This is a genomic window from Bacillus sp. FSL R5-0523 (genome assembly GCF_037975295.1).
Classification (GTDB): domain Bacteria; phylum Bacillota; class Bacilli; order Bacillales; family Bacillaceae; genus Bacillus; species Bacillus subtilis.
In genome coordinates this window covers 3958287-3976916 of the sequence record NZ_CP150251.1, presented here as the reverse complement: position 1 = coordinate 3976916, position 18630 = coordinate 3958287, and the positions used below count along the sequence as shown (strand labels likewise).

Here is an 18630-nt window from a genome sequence, read left to right as displayed (position 1 = left end):
TTACTAGTTGTTGTATGAGCGAGGTGAATTGATTTTTGGCCTGTAAGGAACTAAATTCAACATAATTGAGTGTATATAAGAGTTGTTGTTTATAGAAAAAGTTCATACTCAATATCTTGATTTATTAAGTTATTCTCATATGAGAACAAAATTAAATTTTCATCATATTATATACGCACTTATGACTGAGCAAAAAACCAGACTTGTTAGCAATTTGATGTACTAAATAAGTAAGTAACCGCAAGAAAGAGCCCAGAGAATAATCCCTGAACCCCATACCCTCACTTCATATACCGATACTCCCGCAAACTTTCCAAAATCGCTACTTCCTGCAACAGTTCCTCACCGACATTCGTTTCCTTTACTTTCTTCCGCTCAAGCTCTTTGTCCACTAATCGTTTCACCGTTAAGACATCGGTTCCGGTGCTTAGGACTTCTGCCTTGGAGTTGAAGTGTTTATGGGCGACGAGCTGCATGCCGTAGGAGTTGTATAGCAGCGTGTAGCCGGCGATGCCTGTTGTGGATTGATAGGCTTTGGAGAAGCCGCCGTCGATGACGATCATTTTTCCGTTTGCTTTGATTGGGTCTTCTCCTTCGATTTCTTTTACGGGTGTATGGCCGTTAATGATATGGCCGTGATCTGGATTGAGGCCGAATTCTGCCAGGATGTTTCGGCAGGTTGCCTCGTCTTCGCGTAAATAATAATACGGATTTTTCTTTTCTTTATGCGTTTCCTTCTCTTTGATGAAATACCGCTCAAATGTCGTCATGGCACGTTTTCCGAAGAGGGAGGAGTATTCGCCTGTCCATAAATACCAAGCCATATCTGTCGCCAGGTCATCGGTTTCTTCCGGGTGGGCAAAGGCTTCCCGCAAGAATCGTTCAAATACATCGAGCAGCTCACGGCCCGCATACGGTTTATCCTCAATCATCATCGTTTCCATATTGCCATTTTTATCGACAGGAATACAGCCGTGAATCAACAGGTTGCCGTTATATTTTAAATAAAGGCTGCCTTTTTTCATCATAAAATTCATATGGCGGCCCAGCTTTTCGGAATGCTGGACAGAGAATAGCAGCTTGTCTATGACTTCTGCTTCTTCTTCTAATAGCTGATCTGGCTGCTCCGGATTAATTGTCGCAAAGCAGGTGTTTTCCAGTTGATATGTTTTTCCGTTCAGCGTGATTTCGTTTTTGTCATAATCTATTTTCTCTAATAACAGCCGCTCTTCCATATTAAAGTTCGGCCGTCTCTTGATAATCGGGCTCTCGAGCTTGAATTGGATCATCGCAATCGCTTGATGGATTTTTGTGATTTGCTTAATCTCATCCTCTGGCCTGTTGTCGTCTGCTTTTGGACGGAACGCTGGATTATCATCATAATATTTTTCGGCCAGGTTTAGCAGCGGTCTCAGGTTGATGCCGTACACGTCTTCAATAATATCCAGGTTGTCGTAGCGGGCACAGATGCGGATAATATTGGCCAAGCACACTTTGGAACCGGCATAGGCGCCGATCCAAAGGACATCGTGATTTCCCCACTGAATATCGACAGAATGATAGTTGATCAGTTCTTCCATAATTCTATCCGGCTGCGGTCCGCGGTCGTAAATATCGCCGACCACATGCAGATGGTCGACCACCAATCGCTGAACGCTGTAAGCAAGCCCGGTGATCAGCTTATCGGCTTGGCCAAGCTCAATGATCTGATCAATGATTTCGGAGTAATATTGCTCCTTGTTGCCAGCTTGTTCTGTTTTGTATAGCAGCTCCTCCGTAATATAAGCAAATTGGGCAGGCAGTGCTTTGCGCAATTTGGAGCGGGTATACTTGGAGGAGCAATATGAAACGAGCTTAATCATTCGATGAATCGTTTCTTTATACCACTCGTTTAACGCTTCTTTCGCATCAAAGTCATGTTTGATTAACTTCAGTTTGTCTTCCGGATAGTAGACCAATGCTGCTAATTCATCGATTTCTCTATCGTAAATGACACCGCTGAAGATGTCGCGTATCTTCTCTTTGACTCGTCCTGAACCATTGCGCAGCACGTGCTGGAATGCCTGATACTCCCCGTGCAAATCACTGACAAAATGCTCAGTGCCCTTTGGCAGGTTCAATATCGCTTTCAAATTAATGATTTCTGTTACCACTTTTTCTTCACAATCGTATTTTTGCGCGAGTAGATCTAGGTACTTGCTTTCCAAAATCGTCCATCCCCTTTTTAGAATAAACCCCTATTTATGAGCATGTGCATGATAAGGTGAATTTAAAAGTATGACATTATTTTTCATCATTGGACCTTTATATGATAGTACCGCATAACTGCTTTTATAGACAATTGAAACGAGAGAAAGAGATGTTCAAATGGGGTAAGCAAGAGCTTAAAACAGCTTTTCAGTAGTATCCATAGAGGATCTTGCAGGTTGGTTTGGGGTAAGATTGTTTGCCTCATTTCTTCCACTTAAAATCTGTATATCCCTTAACTAGTGTAGTCAATATTGATGTTTTACTTTTCATTACGAAGCTTTAAATCAAACTATGGCCTTTCATTCGGTATAGCTTAGAGGGGCTAGAGGACTATAGGTTTTATATACCAAGAATAGTGACATTTTTCAGATTTCTTAGGTACAATATATTGACATGTATTGAATCATATAGAATAATTGGGTTATATTAGAAAAGGAGGAGTGATAATATGAAAAAGGAAAACTCTAACAATGAGACTGTGAAAAACTTAGAATTTAAGGGTCTATTAGATGAATCACAAAAGTTAGCAAAAGTGAATGATCTTTGGTATTTTGTAAAATCAAAAGAAAATCGCTGGATTCTTGGAAGTGGTCATTAATTAGAGGGGTACAAAGGAGAGTCTAACTCTCCTTTACCATTTGTTGGGGGATATTTCATGTATAATAAAACAGTATCAATCAATTTAGATTCAAGGTGTAATGCATCCTGTGACCATTGTTGTTTTTCTAGTTCACCAACTTCAACAACCAGGATGGAAAAAGAATACATAAGAGAGTTAGTAACTGAATTTGCAAAAAACAAAACCATTCAAGTGATTTCTTTTACAGGTGGGGAAGTTTTTTTAGATTATAAATTTTTAAAAGAACTAATGGAAATCATTAAACCATATGAAAAACAAATAACGTTGATCTCTAATGGATTTTGGGGTTTGAGCAAGAAAAAGGTCCAGGAGTACTTTCATGATATGAATTCTTTAAATGTGATAGCACTGACTATAAGTTATGATGAGTACCATGCTCCATTTGTCAAGTCTTCCAGTATTAAAAACATATTAGAACATAGCAGGAAATACCCTGATATCGATATTTCTCTTAATATGGCAGTTACCAAAGACAAAATGTCCAACCATATTTTAGAGGAATTGGGGGATTCAATCTTAGGTGTAAAGATAACAAAATTTCCAATGATATCAGTTGGCGCTGCTAAAACTAGAATTAAGCAAGAAAACATACATAAATTTTACAGTCTTGAAGATGAAGATTCCTTACATTGTCCCGGATATGACATTGTATATCATCATGATGGAGAAATTTATCCATGTTGTTCCCCTGCTATTTTTGAAACGAAAATAACCCTAAGGGAAGAATATAACCAAAGTTTCGAAAGAACCGTGGAAAAGTTAAATTCCAATTTGCTATTATTTATTCTCCGAAAAGAAGGATTCAAATGGTTTTTGAATATTTTAAAAGAAAATAACAAAATAGAGGAATTTGACATTCCTTATGAATTTTCCTCTATTTGTGGAGTTTGTGGTTCCTTATTCAACTCTGCAGAAAAAATAAACTACTTCTATCCTTATATGGAAAAATACTATAATGAAAATTTTAAAGTATGAAGATGAAAAATATGAAGTGCTTGTGCAAAACAACGTATTTATAAAAGACAAAAAAAGCGGAGAATACTATAAAAATAGTTTAAATTCTCTGTCAGATGAACAATTATTACGTTTTAAAATGTATAAAGAGAAAGTATCACCAAAGTTTTTTTATCTGTTCTTATCCTTTACGGCTCTCATGTTCATATTAAATTATATTCATTTAATAAAATTGCAAAATGGATTGTCCTCAGTATTTTACGGCTGGAAAATGTGGATAATTATAGTTATTTACTTTATAATGAATATAGTGCTTCATGAACTGGGACATATTTATTCCTTAAAATTTTTCGGGAAAAACTTTGATAAAGTGGGATTCAAACTGAATTTTTATGTATTTCCTGCTTTTTATGTCCAATTGAATGAAACCTATATGCTATCAAGAAATGAAAAGATAATCGTTCATTTATTTGGCTTGTTTATCAATTATTTTTTAATAAACACATTAGAATTAATAAATCAATTTACATTTTCCAGTGAAGCATTAACTATGGCATTTATGCTTTTCTCGTCTACTTTATTGTGGAACTTAATTCCAATACTGAATTCTGATGGTTACAAAATTCTTTTAGCTTTTCTGAGCTTAGATGAATATAGCCGTTTTAAGACAAATCATTGGTTAGTTCTTACGATTCAAATTATAGGGATTGGCCTTGCAGTGAATTCAGTTGTACATTGGATATTATATATTGTAAACTAGAGTAAAAGATCTCCAAATTAGCCATCTAAAAATATTTCTTGCGCTTCCGGGTCGGAAACGAAAGAGGTACCTCAAAAGCTTAGACATTAGTAACAAATCACAAGGCAGAACATTTTATTATTATGCAAATATTTCCTAGGAGTATGTATATGAATATAGCGAATTACACTTTAAAAGTGAAAGGCAAAACGTTACTTCAGGACACAGACTTGCATTTTTCGAGCGGGAAAATTAATCACGTTGTCGGAAAAAATGGAGTCGGTAAATCACAGCTTGCTAAAGACTTTTTGTTGAATAATAGCAAAAGAATTGGTAGAGATATTCGTCAAAATGTTTCTTTAATATCCAGCTCGTCGAATATACCTAATGATGTTTCTAAGGACTTTTTATTACACTTTTTGAGTAAAAAATTTGATGCAGAAATGATAGATAAAATCGCACATTTACTTAATCTGGATAATATTGATGGGAAAGTTCTGATCAAAAATTTGAGTGATGGACAAAAGCAAAAGTTAAAATTGCTCAGTTTCTTATTAGAGGATAAAAATATTATTGTTTTAGATGAAATAACGAATTCATTAGACAAAAAAACGGTTATAGAGATTCATGGCTTCTTAAACAAGTATATTCAGGAGAACCCCGAGAAGATTATCATCAACATTACACATGATTTGTCTGATTTAAAGGCGATAGAAGGGGATTATTATATATTTAATCACCAAGAAATTCAACAATATCATTCAGTGGATAAATTAATTGAAGTGTATATAAATGAGTAATAAAACAGTGGGGGCTTGAGATGAAATTAGAGTTTAAAAAGAGTATTAGCAACAAAGTTATCATTATTTTAGGAGCAATGTTTGTATTTTTATTTTTGCTGGGTTATTTTTTACTTGTTGGAATTGATAAAGTCAGCAATGTTACACCTGAAATGTTTTTCTTTAGCTCCTATACTGTTGCGACCCAGTTTGGTTTGATGTTATTTTCATTTGTTATAGCTTTCTTTATTAATAGAGAGTATTCAAACAAAAATATTCTCTTTTACAAATTAATTGGAGAGAACATCTATACTTTCTTTTATAAAAAGATAGCTGTTTTATTTTTAGAATGTTTTGCATTTATAACGCTAGGCCTGCTAATCATATCGTTGATGTACCATGATTTTTCGCATTTTGCATTATTACTTTTTTTATTTTCTGCAGTTATACTGCAGTATATTCTAATTATCGGAACTATAAGCATGTTATGTCCTAATATATTAATTAGTATAGGTGTCAGTATCGTTTATTGGATGACTTCTGTTATCTTAGTAGCTATAAGCAATAAAACGTTTGGTTTCATTGCTCCTTTTGAGGCAGGCAACACTATGTATCCCCGAATAGAAAGAGTGCTGCAATCTGATAACATGACACTTGGGAGTAATGATGTTTTATTTATTATTTTGTATTTAGTTTCAATCATTATCATAAATGCGATTATCCTTCGCTTTTCTAAAACTAGATGGATCAAAATGGGCATTTAATAGAGGAAGCTACTTCACAGTGAAGTAGCTTTTTATGTGCACCTATATATCATTAACATCAAGATTAATGCATGTGACTGACTGAGTTTGTTAAGGGAAGGATGTTTTTCTGTTTGCATCGCCCAAACTATTATTGTTTTTCTTTCACCATCTTTACAAAGAGGAAAAAGATAATGAATACGATAAAGTAGTTCATTGGATTCTTAACGATGCTCATCTCTAGTGAAATCTGTAAGAGTATCCAGAGTGTAAAGATAGCTAGTATGGCAGGAATGATAATTTTATACATGTCGACCACCTTCCATAGTGCAGCAGCTCTACAGCAAAAAACTATTAGCCTGCACCACAAACTGCGACTGCTTATAATTATACGAAATCTTCGAGTAATCAAACGGCTGCCCATTTGTCAGGTGAAAAATACTTTCTATATACAGCTTCGGCAGTCCAGCCTCCAACTCTAGATACTTTGCTTCTTCCTCATTAAGCTGGCCCACGTGCAGAAACAAATCAGAAAAACCAATCTTCAACCCCAGTCCTTCGCGGATGTAATGGAAGATGGAGTGGGAGACGATTTCGTTGTTTAAATACGTCACGATGGATTTGTTGTAATAGGATTCTTCGTAGCAAAGGGTCTGGCCGTTGATGTAGCGGACCCTTTTGACATAGTAGATGTCCTCGTTTATTTCGATGTTCAGATTTTCCGCCGCTTCCGGCGTTGGCTTTCTCACGTCCAGTTCGATGACTTTTGAGGTGACGTTGAAATCCTCGAGATCTTTTTTAAATCCCTGATTCGACAGAAGGCTGATATAGCCTTTTCGTTTATGTTTTCTGACGAAAATGCCGCTTCCTCTGACCTGAAAGATCGCGCCTTTTTGCTCTAATAGCTCCAGGGACTTTGTGATGGTGCTTTTGCTGACTTCAAACTGGGCCATGAGGGTTTCCAGGACTGGCAGTTTGTCTCCCTGCTGAAGCTGGTGTTCTTCTATATATGTTTCAATTTCCGCTGCGATTTGCTGGTATTTTAACATACGCATTCCTCATTTATTCGTTTAGTTTCACTTGTCAAAATTATAGCATAAACCGCTTACAATGATAGTTAGTGCGTAAATATTTTATTTCGGTATTGATAAATTATACCGGTACAATTATAATGAAAGCGTAACCAAAACAAAGGGGTGGGTGAAAATGTCGGGGAAAGTGAGAGATTATACGAGACTAGCAAAAGACATTTTAGAGGCCGTAGGCGAGGAAGAGAATGTGATTGGGGCTTCTCGCTGCGCTACCAGACTTCGATTGGTGCTGAAGCGGTCTACCCCTAAAGCGAAGGAAATCGTGAAATCGATGCCACCATCCCGGCGTCATTACGGTTGTCAAAGCATGCGATTGACCTGCGTTCAGCGTCGAATTGCTTGCGCACATCGGGCTGGATACGGTGACATTAGACGGCACTCCTTTTTCCTTGAAGGTAAAAGAAGGCGATACCGTAAAAAAAGGCGAAGTGCTTGTTGAGTTTGATAAAGCTTTCATTGAAGAGATTGAGGAAAGTGCATTGCATCAAAAAATATTTACAGTCGTAAGCTGAGGAGGAATGAAACATGGGAAACATGCCGAAAGATTTTTTATGGGGCGGTGCTTTAGCTGCCCACCAATTTGAAGGCGGATGGAATCAAGGAGGTAAAGGGCCGAGTGTCGTCGATGTGATGACAGCGGGTGCGCACGGCGTGCCGAGAAAAATCACGGATACGATTGAAGAGAACGAGTTTTATCCGAACCATGAAGCCATTGATTTCTATCACAGATACAAGGAAGATATCGCTTTGTTTGCAGAAATGGGATTAAAATGCCTGCGGACGTCTATCGGCTGGAGCCGCATTTTTCCGAAAGGCGATGAGGCTGAACCGAACGAAGCGGGTTTGCAGTTTTATGATGATGTGTTTGATGAATTGCTGAAGCATGGGATCGAGCCGGTCATTACCCTGTCTCACTTTGAAATGCCGCTGCACCTGGCAAGAGAATATGGCGGCTTCAGAAACCGGAAAGTCGTGGACTTCTTCGTCAACTTTGCAGATGCTTGCTTTACCCGTTACAAAGATAAAGTGAAGTACTGGATGACATTTAACGAGATCAACAACCAAATGGATGTGAACAATCCGCTGTTCCTATGGACGAATTCAGGTGTTGTGGTTGGCGAAAACGAAAACGCCAAGGAAGTCATGTATCAAACGGCGCACCACGAATTAGTGGCGAGCGCATTAGCAGTGGCAAAAGGAAAAGACATCAATCCAGAGTTCCAGATCGGGGCCATGGTATCACACGTGCCGATTTATCCTTTCTCCTCCAATCCTAAAGATGTGATGCTGGCTGAAGAAGAAATGAGGCAGCGCTATTTCTTCCCTGATGTGCAGGTTCGCGGTTATTATCCAAGCTACGCGTTGAAGGAATTTGAGCGAGAAGGCTACAATATCACATTCGAAGACGGCGATGATGAGATTTTAAGAAACGGAACCGTCGATTACTTAGGCTTCAGCTATTACATGTCAACAACCGTGAAAAGCGATGTGAAGAATGATAACACTGGCGATATTGTAAATGGCGGCTTGCCGAATGGTGTCGAAAATCCGTATATCACTTCGAGTGACTGGGGATGGGCGATTGATCCAACCGGGCTGAGATATACGTTAAATCGTTTTTATGACCGATACCAAATCCCGTTATTCATCGTTGAAAATGGTTTTGGCGCAGTGGATACGCTGGAGAAGGACGGCAAGGTTCATGATCCGGAACGCATTCAATATTTAAAATCACATATTGAAGCATTGGAAAAAGCGGTCACGTACGATGGTGTTGATTTAATTGGCTACACGCCGTGGGGCATTATTGATATTGTCTCCTTCACAACTGGCGAAATGAAAAAACGCTACGGCATGATCTATGTTGATCGTGACAATGAAGGAAACGGATCCATGAAGCGGTATAAGAAAGATTCCTTTGAGTGGTACAAAAATGTCATTCAAACGAACGGCGAGGAACTATAAGAATCTGGCCCGAATCGAGCACTTTTACCGTAGTGCCTGGTTCGGGTTTTTGGCATGATCCGATCCGATATCCAATAATGGGAATAGATTACTAGCGCTGATTGCTATGTTATGATTTCACCTGTAAGATCCTTTTTTGTATAATTTAATATTAGAATGGAAGAAAGGGAGAGAGTTTGTGAGTAAAAAGGGATGAAAGCGGGTGTCCGGCTGAAGTTTTAAGATCATGATAGAGTTCCCTAAGCAAATCTCCTGAAAAAAATTTGGCGAGGAAGGGGCAACATCACATTGAAAAACATTTTAATAAGAGCTGGCATATCACCATTTGATACATTTAATGCAGCTGAAATGATTGTTCGCAACTCCATTGGCGGCAACGTAGGAAACCTAGTATATGCCTACAGTGTGTTTCGCACGCTGATGACAGAAGGAACGACGATTACTCCTGATTATTATCGGATTCATCCAGCGGATGCTGAACAAATTAATAAAAATTATGATATGTATATTATTCCGCTGGCAGATGCATTCCGCGAGGATTTCGTGCCTTCTTTACGGAAATATACCCAATTAATTAAGAAACTAACCATTCCGGTTGTTGTGATTGGTGTTGGTTTGCGGGCTCCGTTTGAACCAAAATTAAATGAAGGTTTTCCTTTTGATGAGGATGTAAAAGCGTTTGTAAGTGCTGTGCTGGAGAGATCAAATATGATCGGTGTCCGCGGTGAAATTACAGCGAAATACCTTTCCAGATTAGGCTTCCGTGAAGGCATTGACCATACGGTGATTGGGTGTCCTTCTATGTATGCGTTTGGCAGAGAACTGAAGATAAGAGAAACTAATATCACAACAGAATCTATGGTGACGGTTAACTCATCAAGACTGTCTCCAAAGCATGTGCTGGACTTCATTACGAGAAGCATGAAAGAGTTTCCGAATCATTACTTTATCCCGCAATGGCGAAAAGAAATGATTCTGACGTATGCGGGTGCGCCTGCGCTGGCGAAGCCTGCTGATAATTATCCGGTCAGCATGGAAGACCCGGCTTATCAGAATGATAAAGTCCGATTCTTTTTAAATGTGCCGACTTGGCTGGATTTCCTGAGAAAAGCCGATTTGAGCTTTGGCGCAAGGCTGCATGGAAATATCGCAGCGACGATTGCCGGTACACCGAGCCTGTTGCTTCCGAAAGATGCCAGAATGCGTGAATTAGCTGAGTACCATCAATTAACGCATGTCATGGCAAATGAGATAACCGATCAGACAAAACTGTCAGAATTAATTGAAACACTTGATTTTCATCAGCCTGAGAAACGGCAAGCGCAAAACTTTGACCATTTCATCAGCTTCTTGAATCAAAATGAATTAGACCATATTTATAAAGAGAAAGCGATTCCTGATACCGTTCCTTTTGACGAAAAACTATCTAACACGAAGCTTCTTCCGCCTGTGACTACAGTTAGCGGCTGCAGTTCCACAGAAACAGCGAAACGCTGGGAAGCGCTGATGGCATTAGAAAATGCCAAAAAGGAAAAAACCATTAAAGATTTGAAAAAAAAGGTCAAAAAGTATCAGGGCACGTTAAATAGAAAATCAGTGCGTATCGCTTTAAAAACAGCAAATATGCTGAGTGTGAAGTGACCATTCACTAACATTACAACTATATTACAGTTGTATAAAACTTGCAATATTTTTGGAATAAAAAAGAAAGCCGCAATGCTGCCAATCTGGCAATATTGCGGCTTTCTTATATTAGTTTCGGATAAGGTAATCAAACGCGCCGAGAGCGGCCGTTGCTCCTGATCCCATCGAAATAATGATTTGATTGTACGCACTGTCTGTGCAGTCGCCGGCAGCAAATAAGCCTGGTACGCTTGTTGCGCCGTGTTTGTCGACAATGATTTCGCCCATGCGGTTGCGTTCAACCGTTCCTTCTAACCATTCTGTGTTTGGCACGAGACCGATTTGGACGAATACACCTTGAAGTTCAACGTGCTTTTCTTCGCCTGTTTCGCGGTCTACGTATGTGATGCCGTTAACACTCTGATCACCTGTGATTTCTTTTGTTTGTGCGTTTTTCACGACAGTGACGTTTGGCAGGCTGTAGAGACGTTTTTGCAGGACTTCGTCTGCTTTCAGTTCCGGCGCGAATTCTAGCACAGTAACGTGATTCACAATACCTGCAAGATCAATCGCTGCTTCGATACCAGAGTTTCCGCCGCCGATTACCGCAACGTCTTTGCCTTCAAACAATGGCCCATCACAGTGCGGGCAGTATGCGACACCTTTGTTTTTGAACTCTTGTTCACCAGGTACGTTGACATTGCGCCAGCGTGCACCTGTTGAAAGGATCACTGTTTTACTTTTCAGGACAGCGCCGTTTTCGAGTTCAAGTTCGAACAGATCTTTCTTCTCAAGGCGTTTCGCACGCTGAAGGTTCATGACATCAATATCATATTCCTTCACATGCTCTTCAAGACTTGCCGCTAGCTTCGGTCCTTCCGTCGCTTTGACGCTGATGAAGTTTTCGATGCTCATGGTGTCGAGAACCTGTCCGCCGAAGCGCTCAGCCACAACACCAGTGCGGATGCCTTTACGTGCAGTGTAGATCGCTGCACTTGCACCAGCAGGTCCGCCTCCGACCACAAGAACGTCAAACGGCTCTTTGTCAGCAAACTCAGATGCATCTGCGCCGCTGCCCATTTTCGCAAGGATTTCTTCAAGCGTCATACGGCCGCTTCCGAAGGATTCGCCATTCAGGTAAACGGTCGGCACTGCCATGATGTTTTTGCTTTCAACTTCTGCTTTGTATGCTGCGCCGTCAATCATCGTGTGCGTAATGTTCGGGTTCAGCACGCTCATCATGTTTAAAGCTTGTACAACATCAGGACAGTTGTGGCATGTCAGGCTGATATAAGATTCGAAGTGGTATTCACCGCTGATCTTCTTCACCTGATCAATGACTTTTTGGTCTACCTTAGGCGGTCTGCCGCTCACTTGGAGCAACGCCAGCACTAATGATGTGAATTCGTGGCCCAGAGGGATACCGGCGAAAGTCACGCCAGTGTCTTCTCCGACACGATTGACACTGAAGCTTGGCGTTCTGTTTAATTCAGCTTTTTCAACTGAAATTTTCGATGACATGGAAGCCAGCTCATCAACGAGAGCCAGCATGTCCTTAGAAGTGTCATCTTCGCCTGCGCTAACTTTGAGAACAATGTCATTCTCAATTAGCTGCATATATTGATTTAATTGTGCTTTGATGTTTGCATCAAGTACCAATTGAATGCACTCCTTAGATTTTACCTACTAGATCAAGGCTAGGTGTAAGAGTTTCGCCGCCTTCTTCCCATTTCGCCGGGCAAACTTCACCTGGGTTTTGACGAACGTATTGAGCTGCTTTTACTTTGTTTACAAGGTTGCTTGCGTCACGGCCGATACCGCCTGCATTGATTTCAACAGTTTGGATGACGCCGTCTGGATCGATGATGAATGTTCCGCGGTCAGCAAGACCAGTTTCTTCGTCAAGAACATCGAAGTTGCGAGAGATTGTTTGAGATGGGTCACCGATCATTGCGTAAGTGATTTTGCCGATTTTTTCAGAGCTGTCATGCCAGCCTTTGTGTACGAAGTGAGTATCTGTAGAAACAGAGTAGACTTCAACACCTAATTCTTTAAGAGCAGCATATTGTTCTTGAAGATCTTCAAGCTCAGTTGGGCATACGAAAGAGAAATCTGCTGGGTAGAAGCAGAATACGCTCCATTGGCCTTTCAAATCTTCGTTTGTTACATCGATGAATTCACCGTTTTTGAATGCTTTTGCTTCGAATGGAAGTACTTCTTTACCGATTAAAGACATAATGTATATTCCTCCTAAAAATGTATTAGAAAGCATATTCGCTTTCAATAATAATTCTAATTATATATGAATTATTAATTAATATATATTTTTTGTCAAGCCATAACCTACTTTTTTTCATCTTACTAAAGGTGTGACAGGTAGGATTTATGCATTTCTTTTATAACAAATGAGAGGCTGATTCTCAATTAGACAAGGTTTTCAGGGACTTTTGTAAATCAGAATGACAGGCCGTTTTGGCATTTGAACATTTTATGACACCATGGTCAAGGGCAAAGGACAATGGCCAAAAGCAGAATAGAACGGAACAGCAAGCTGCTGTCACATGATGATCTTGGGGATTGTTTCTAGCTATTATTGTATCACTGTTTATGATATTTAAAACATAACTTATGTCTTCTGTTGTTTGGGATAGAAGAAAAAAACACGGTTCAGTTGAAACTGACCGTGTTTTTAATACAGGTTATTCAGACCAATTCGTATGGAAAACGCCGTCCATATCAGTCCGTTCGTACGTGTGAGCGCCAAAGTAATCGCGCTGCGCCTGCAAGAGGTTCGCATTGGAACGCCCTGTGCGGTAGCCGTCGTAATAAGAGAGCGCGGTAGTTAAGCATGGGAAAGAGATTCCGGTGCTGATACCCTCGCAAACGACTTTTCGCAGGCCTGTTTGATAGGCATGGAGCTTATCTGTGAAATAAGGCGCGATCAGCAGGTTAGCCAGATTTGGCTGCTCACTGAATGCTTCGCTGATCACGTTTAGGAAATCAGCGCGGATGATGCAGCCGCCTCGGAAAATCAAGGCAATGTCTTTGAGCGGCAGATTCCAGCCGTAAAGCTCAGATGACATCTTATATTGGGCAAAGCCTTGTGCATAGGCGCATACTTTCCCCATGTAAAGAGCCTGTCTGACGTATTCAATCCAGGTGTCTTTATCCAAGTGTTTTTCTTCGGCTTCCGGGCCTGCTAATACGTCTTGAGCTGCCATCCGTTCTTCTTTTAAGGATGACAAGTAGCGGGCGAACAAGGACTCTGTGATGATCGTGGACGGGATGCCGTTATCAATCGCCTGCATGCTCGTCCATTTCCCAGTGCCTTTTTGTCCGGTTTTATCAAGGATGACATCGATCAGAGGCTGTCCTGTTTTTTCGTCTTTTTTGCGTAAAATCTCAGCTGTAATCTCTATTAAATAGCTTTTCAGCTCACCTTGATTCCATGTTTCAAAAATAGATGCAACTTCATCTAGCGGCAGACGAAGCGTTTCTCTTAGAAACGTATACGCTTCTGCAATCAGCTGCATGTCTGCATATTCAATGCCGTTGTGCACCATCTTTGTAAAGTGCCCTGCCCCTTTTGGTCCGATATAGACACAACAAGGGTCATCTCCGACTTGAGCTGCGATTTTCGTCAGGATAGGAGCGGCTTTCTCATAGACGTCGCGATCTCCGCCCGGCATGATAGAAGGTCCTGTTAATGCACCGACTTCACCGCCGGAAATGCCGACTCCCAGGTAGCCGATCCCTTTTTCCTTCAGCTCGTCATATCTTTTTTCTGTGTCTTCATAGTGGGAGTTTCCTCCGTCCATGATGACGTCGCCTTCTTCAAGCAAAGGCTTTAATGATTGGATGACGGAATCTACGGGTTTTCCCGCTGTGACCATCAAAAAGATTTTTCTTGGTTTTTCTAACGATTGAACAAAGTCCTCAAGCTCGTAATACGGGCTGAGAGATTGTCCATCCAGCTTTTGGACAAGCTGGTCCGTTAAATCTCTGGTGTAATTATAGACAGCGACGTTTTCACCTTTATTTGCCATGTTTAAGGCGATGTTGCTTCCCATTACGCCTAAGCCTATGACACCAATCGTATTGAACATGTGTTACAGCTCCTTCTTAATTTCATACAACTAAACTTAACAATAAAATGAATCCCAGTCCAGCAACGGAAATAATGGTTTCCAGCAATGTCCATGTGGCGAATGTTTCTTTCATGCTTAATCCGAAGTATTCCTTGAACATCCAGAAGCCGGCGTCATTGACGTGTGAAGCGATGACACTTCCGGCGCCTGTTGCGAGCACGACTAACGCCAGGTTAACATCAGAATGGCCCAATAACGGGATGACCAGACCTGTTGTGCTTAGTGCGGCAACAGTCGCTGATCCTAGAGAAATGCGCAGGATCGCCGCGATGAGCCATGCCAGAATGATTGGCGATAATGCCGTTCCTTTGAATAAGTCTGCTACGTAATCGCCGACACCGCCGTTGATCAGCACTTGTTTGAAGGCGCCGCCTCCTCCGATGATCAAAAGCATCATGCCGATTTGTGAAATGGCAGTTGAACAAGAATCCATCACGGTTTTGACTGGAATGTTGCGCTTGATGCCCATTGTATAGACTGCGACCAATAACGAAATAATCATAGCAGTCGATGCGTTTCCAATCAATCTGATAAAAGCTAAAACTCCGTTATCTGCAAACCCGATTGTTTCTTGAAGCAGGTCGATAATGGTCGCGACCGACATGATGATAATCGGGAGCATTGCAGTAAAGACACTGATTCCAAAGCCGGGTGTTTCTTCAAGATTAAACGTTTTTTGTGTGCCGAGTGATGCAATATTGCCGTTTTTCGCAAATGATGCAGGAACGATTTTTTTCGCGAACTTTGTAAATAACGGCCCTGCGATGAGCACTGTCGGAACAGCAACGATAAAGCCGTACAGCAGCACTTCTCCAATGTTTGCGCCATACTCACCGGCGATCGCCGTAGGTCCCGGGTGCGGCGGCAGGAAACCGTGTGTGACGGATAGTGCCGCGACCATCGGGATTCCGAGAAATAAAATAGAAATCTTCAATTCTCTTGAAATCGCAAAGACAATCGGAATTAATAGAACCAGTCCTACTTCAAAAAATAACGCAATCCCAATAATGAATGAGGCAATGACAACGGCCCATTGAATATTTTTCTCACCGAATTTGTTAACGAGCGTCATCGCAATGCGCTGTGCGCCTCCTGAATCCGCGATCAGCTTGCCCAGCATCGCACCGAGTCCGAAGATGAGCGCGATATGGCCAAGAGTCCCCCCTATTCCTGCCTCGATGGAGCTGACAACTTTATCGAACGGCATCCCGAGTGCCAGTGCCACGCCGAACGATACGACCAGCAGGGAAATAAATGTGTTTAATTTTAAGCCCATAATCAGAAATAGTAATGCTAAGATCCCAAGTGCAACGATGATTAACGGCATGGTAATGCCCTCCCCTTCATGTCATGTACTATTTGTGTGTGATTAAGCCCCTCTGATAATCTGCAATTTGTGTATATTGATTTTCTAATAATCTTGATAGATTGATGAAAATCGGCATTAATGTTCTGTATTCTTTGGCTGAGTCTTCGATCGGCGTATGTCTGTATGTGCTGCCGATCATGTCGGACACGGCGTCGAAAGAGTCAATTTTTCCTGTTGCATACAGGCCTAAAATGCAGGCGCCGAGACATGAGCTTTCGTAGCTTTCCGGAACGACAACCTCTGATTCGAAGATATCCGACATCATTTGGCGCCAAACCTCTGACCTTGCAAATCCCCCTGTCGCTTGGATGCGGGTTACCGGGCCATCCATGCATTCAGTTAACGCCAAGAACACAGTGTACAGGTTGTAAATGACGCCTTCCAATGCCGCGCGTATCATATGCTCTTTCTTATGCGACATGGTCAGGCCAAAAAATGAGCCGCGTACATCCGGATTCCACAACGGAGCGCGTTCTCCGGCGAGATATGGGTGGAACAGCAAACCGTCAGAACCAGGTCTGACGCGTTGGGCAATTTTCGTCAGCACGTCATATGGATCAATGCCCAGCCGTGTCGCTGTTTCGATTTCGGAGGAGGCAAACTCGTCTCTGATCCAGCGAAGGACGATGCCCCCGTTGTTCACAGGTCCCCCAATAACCCAATGCTTGTCCGTCAAGGCATAGCAAAAAATTCTCCCTTTTTCATCGGTTTGCGGCTTGTCTATAATCGTCCGGATGGCACCGCTTGTTCCGATGGTGACGGCGATTTCGCCCTTTTTAATGGCGTTGACGCCGAGGTTGGACAGCACGCCGTCGCTGGCCCCGATGACAAAAGGCGTTTCCGGATCGATTCCCATCTGGATCGCTATTTCCGGTCTGCAGTGCTGAAAGATCTCGGTTGTCGGCACGAGTTTGGATAAGTGATCCGGCGTGATGCCTGCGATGCGCAGTGCCTCTTCGTCCCAATCCAAGCCTTTCAGGTTCATCATGCCTGTCGCTGATGCCAATGAGTAATCGATGACATACTCATTGAACAGCTGTTTAAAAATGTATTCTTTGATGCCGATATATTTTTTTGCCTTGGAAGCGATTTCTTTTCTTTCATTCGTGATCCAGGCAATTTTACTTAACGGTGCCATCGGATGAATCGGTGTTCCCGTCCGTTTGTATACCTCATGTCCGTTCAATTCCTCTTTGATCTTATGCGCCCAGCCTTCACTTCGGTTGTCGGCCCATGTGATGCATGGCGTCAGCGGCTTGTCATTTTCGTCGATTGCAATGACGCTGTGCATGGCGCTGCTGAATGAAATGAAAGAGATCTGTTTTTCGGGATGCTGTTTAGTAATTTTCGCTGTTGTATGGATGACTGCCTGAAATATCTCTTCCGGGTTTTGTTCTGCTGTTGAGATGTCCGGTGTATAGAGCGGGTAGCCGATGCTTTCTTTCTGTACCACATCCCCGTTTTCACTGAACAGCACAGCTTTTGTGCTTGTCGTGCCGATATCGATTCCTAACATATAACTAGTCATTGCTGTATTCAGCTCCTTTTGCCAGCATTTGTTGTGAGAGCCATAGGTCTTCTACCTTATCCTGCACATCATCAAAGTTTTGGTGAAGAGACTGAATCATCAGCGCCCTATCCTTTGTTTTGATGGCTTGAATATAAAGCTCGTGGTTATCTAAAATCCTTGTGAAGTCTTCATACTTTTCCTTTAACCGTACCCGCATCGATAAAAGAATAAAGCTTTCCATGACGGGTTTTAGATTGTTCCAGATCATCTGAATGTATGAATGATCAATCGCTCGGATAATGGTTTCATGGAACAGCACATCTTGAAATGAAAATTCGTCAGCGTCCTCATATTTGATTGAGACTTTCATCATTTCAAGAATTTTGCTGAGATCCTTAACTAAAGGCTCAATGTCTATTTTGACAAGCCGTTCAAAGACAAATGTTTCTAATAGTAACCGCACATCATAAATTTCCGCGATTTTCTTCTCAGTTAAACCAATTACGACCGCTCCCATTCGTTCTAAGCGGATGATTTTTTCGGATGCGAGTATTTTTAGCGCTTCGCGAACCGGCGAACGGCTTACTGAAAACTCGGCGGCGATTGTATTTTCTGATAAAATGGTACCGCTTTCAATCAGGCCTGAAACGATCCGCATTCTCAGCTCGTATGCGACACGAACCCCGGTTGACGCTTTTGAGAGCCATTTTGCGGGATACAACAGGTCTTTGGAGTCTAGCATACACTCACCTTCCTCACTCAAGGAGTATACTTGTATACAAGTATGATAACGTGAATATTTCTTTTATGCAAACACTT

The 18630-nt window shown here is 41.5% G+C and carries 17 protein-coding genes and 1 pseudogene; 9 read left to right on the top strand and 9 right to left on the bottom strand.

Going from position 1 to position 18630, the window contains the following annotated elements:
• Positions 1-281 precede the first annotated feature (281 nt).
• A complete protein-coding gene (gene fbp, locus NYE53_RS20365; RefSeq protein ID WP_327828822.1) occupies positions 282-2207 on the bottom strand; it encodes a fructose-1,6-bisphosphatase in 1926 nt (641 codons plus the stop codon).
• Positions 2208-2698: 491 nt separating this feature from the next.
• Here fbp and NYE53_RS20360 point away from each other — a divergent pair, with 491 nt between their 5' ends.
• From NYE53_RS20360 to NYE53_RS20340, 5 genes are all read left to right on the top strand, one after another.
• Positions 2699-2848, top strand: a complete 150-nt coding sequence (locus NYE53_RS20360; RefSeq protein ID WP_339246552.1) for an epipeptide YydF family RiPP — start codon at positions 2699-2701, stop codon at positions 2846-2848.
• A gap of 57 nt (positions 2849-2905) precedes the next feature.
• A complete protein-coding gene (locus NYE53_RS20355) occupies positions 2906-3865 on the top strand; it encodes a YydG family radical SAM peptide epimerase (protein ID WP_003242609.1) in 960 nt (319 codons plus the stop codon).
• Positions 3846-4604, top strand: a complete 759-nt coding sequence (gene liaK, locus NYE53_RS20350) for a zinc metalloprotease LiaK (protein WP_017697257.1) — start codon at positions 3846-3848, stop codon at positions 4602-4604. Before NYE53_RS20355 ends, liaK begins: the two co-directional genes overlap by 20 nt.
• A gap of 149 nt (positions 4605-4753) precedes the next feature.
• Positions 4754-5383: an ATP-binding cassette domain-containing protein gene (locus NYE53_RS20345; protein WP_014481448.1), complete on the top strand. Its 630-nt coding sequence runs from the start codon at positions 4754-4756 to the stop codon at positions 5381-5383.
• A gap of 20 nt (positions 5384-5403) precedes the next feature.
• Positions 5404-6126, top strand: a complete 723-nt coding sequence (locus NYE53_RS20340; RefSeq protein ID WP_014478516.1) for a peptide ABC transporter permease — start codon at positions 5404-5406, stop codon at positions 6124-6126.
• Positions 6127-6256: 130 nt separating this feature from the next.
• On the opposite strand, the gene NYE53_RS20335 is transcribed toward NYE53_RS20340, so the two are convergent.
• Both NYE53_RS20335 and NYE53_RS20330 read right to left on the bottom strand, forming a co-directional pair.
• Entirely contained in the window at positions 6257-6415 is a 159-nt protein-coding gene (locus NYE53_RS20335; RefSeq protein ID WP_327828823.1) for a hypothetical protein, read from the bottom strand.
• 28 nt (positions 6416-6443) lie between these two features.
• Positions 6444-7154, bottom strand: a complete 711-nt coding sequence (locus NYE53_RS20330) for a GntR family transcriptional regulator (RefSeq protein WP_327828824.1) — start codon at positions 7152-7154, stop codon at positions 6444-6446.
• A gap of 157 nt (positions 7155-7311) precedes the next feature.
• Between NYE53_RS20330 and NYE53_RS20325 the strand changes: the two are divergent.
• The 4 genes and pseudogenes from NYE53_RS20325 to NYE53_RS20310 all read left to right on the top strand — a co-directional run.
• Positions 7312-7501 (top strand): annotated as a pseudogene (locus NYE53_RS20325) (PTS transporter subunit EIIB); the annotation flags it as partial.
• Positions 7502-7558: 57 nt separating this feature from the next.
• Positions 7559-7708 carry a PTS glucose transporter subunit IIA gene (locus tag NYE53_RS20320; protein WP_339246548.1) on the top strand — a complete coding sequence of 50 codons (150 nt, stop codon included), beginning with the start codon at positions 7559-7561 and terminating at the stop codon, positions 7706-7708.
• 13 nt (positions 7709-7721) lie between these two features.
• Positions 7722-9161, top strand: a complete 1440-nt coding sequence (gene bglA, locus NYE53_RS20315; protein WP_327828825.1) for a 6-phospho-beta-glucosidase BglA — start codon at positions 7722-7724, stop codon at positions 9159-9161.
• A gap of 288 nt (positions 9162-9449) precedes the next feature.
• Positions 9450-10802: a polysaccharide pyruvyl transferase family protein gene (locus tag NYE53_RS20310; protein ID WP_339246545.1), complete on the top strand. Its 1353-nt coding sequence runs from the start codon at positions 9450-9452 to the stop codon at positions 10800-10802.
• Between the two features lie 111 nt (positions 10803-10913).
• On the opposite strand, the gene ahpF is transcribed toward NYE53_RS20310, so the two are convergent.
• From ahpF to gntR, 6 genes are all read right to left on the bottom strand, one after another.
• Complete coding sequence (gene ahpF, locus NYE53_RS20305) at positions 10914-12443, bottom strand: alkyl hydroperoxide reductase subunit F (RefSeq protein ID WP_003226996.1); 1530 nt, start codon at positions 12441-12443, stop codon at positions 10914-10916.
• Positions 12444-12456: 13 nt separating this feature from the next.
• Complete coding sequence (gene ahpC / locus NYE53_RS20300; RefSeq protein WP_015483942.1) at positions 12457-13020, bottom strand: alkyl hydroperoxide reductase subunit C; 564 nt, start codon at positions 13018-13020, stop codon at positions 12457-12459.
• Between the two features lie 463 nt (positions 13021-13483).
• A complete protein-coding gene (gene gnd, locus NYE53_RS20295; protein WP_339246541.1) occupies positions 13484-14890 on the bottom strand; it encodes a decarboxylating NADP(+)-dependent phosphogluconate dehydrogenase in 1407 nt (468 codons plus the stop codon).
• A 22-nt stretch (positions 14891-14912) separates the two neighbouring features.
• Positions 14913-16259, bottom strand: coding sequence for a gluconate permease GntP (gene gntP / locus NYE53_RS20290; protein ID WP_003243139.1), 1347 nt, complete (start codon positions 16257-16259; stop codon positions 14913-14915).
• Positions 16260-16287: 28 nt separating this feature from the next.
• Positions 16288-17829 (bottom strand): gluconokinase, encoded by a 1542-nt coding sequence (gntK, locus tag NYE53_RS20285; protein ID WP_339246539.1) that lies wholly within the window; start codon positions 17827-17829, stop codon positions 16288-16290.
• The gene (gene gntR, locus NYE53_RS20280) at positions 17822-18553 is read right to left on the bottom strand and encodes a gluconate operon transcriptional repressor GntR (RefSeq protein ID WP_014478509.1); all 732 of its coding nucleotides are present in this window, start codon (positions 18551-18553) and stop codon (positions 17822-17824) included. The genes gntK and gntR overlap by 8 nt, the downstream gene beginning before the upstream one ends.
• Between the last annotated feature and the right edge of the window lie 77 nt (positions 18554-18630).

Coding starts and splice junctions, on each gene's coding strand:
- NYE53_RS20340 (WP_014478516.1), top strand. CDS start 5,404: ATGAAATTAGAGTTTAAAAAGAGTATTAGCAACAAAGTTATCATTATT.
- NYE53_RS20345 (WP_014481448.1), top strand. CDS start 4,754: ATGAATATAGCGAATTACACTTTAAAAGTGAAAGGCAAAACGTTACTT.
- gntP (WP_003243139.1), bottom strand. CDS start 16,259: ATGCCGTTAATCATCGTTGCACTTGGGATCTTAGCATTACTATTTCTG.
- ahpC (WP_015483942.1), bottom strand. CDS start 13,020: ATGTCTTTAATCGGTAAAGAAGTACTTCCATTCGAAGCAAAAGCATTC.
- NYE53_RS20330 (WP_327828824.1), bottom strand. CDS start 7,154: ATGTTAAAATACCAGCAAATCGCAGCGGAAATTGAAACATATATAGAA.
- NYE53_RS20360 (WP_339246552.1), top strand. CDS start 2,699: ATGAAAAAGGAAAACTCTAACAATGAGACTGTGAAAAACTTAGAATTT.
- liaK (WP_017697257.1), top strand. CDS start 3,846: ATGAAAATTTTAAAGTATGAAGATGAAAAATATGAAGTGCTTGTGCAA.
- gntK (WP_339246539.1), bottom strand. CDS start 17,829: ATGACTAGTTATATGTTAGGAATCGATATCGGCACGACAAGCACAAAA.
- NYE53_RS20355 (WP_003242609.1), top strand. CDS start 2,906: ATGTATAATAAAACAGTATCAATCAATTTAGATTCAAGGTGTAATGCA.
- NYE53_RS20335 (WP_327828823.1), bottom strand. CDS start 6,415: ATGTATAAAATTATCATTCCTGCCATACTAGCTATCTTTACACTCTGG.
- gnd (WP_339246541.1), bottom strand. CDS start 14,890: ATGTTCAATACGATTGGTGTCATAGGCTTAGGCGTAATGGGAAGCAAC.
- gntR (WP_014478509.1), bottom strand. CDS start 18,553: ATGCTAGACTCCAAAGACCTGTTGTATCCCGCAAAATGGCTCTCAAAA.
- bglA (WP_327828825.1), top strand. CDS start 7,722: ATGGGAAACATGCCGAAAGATTTTTTATGGGGCGGTGCTTTAGCTGCC.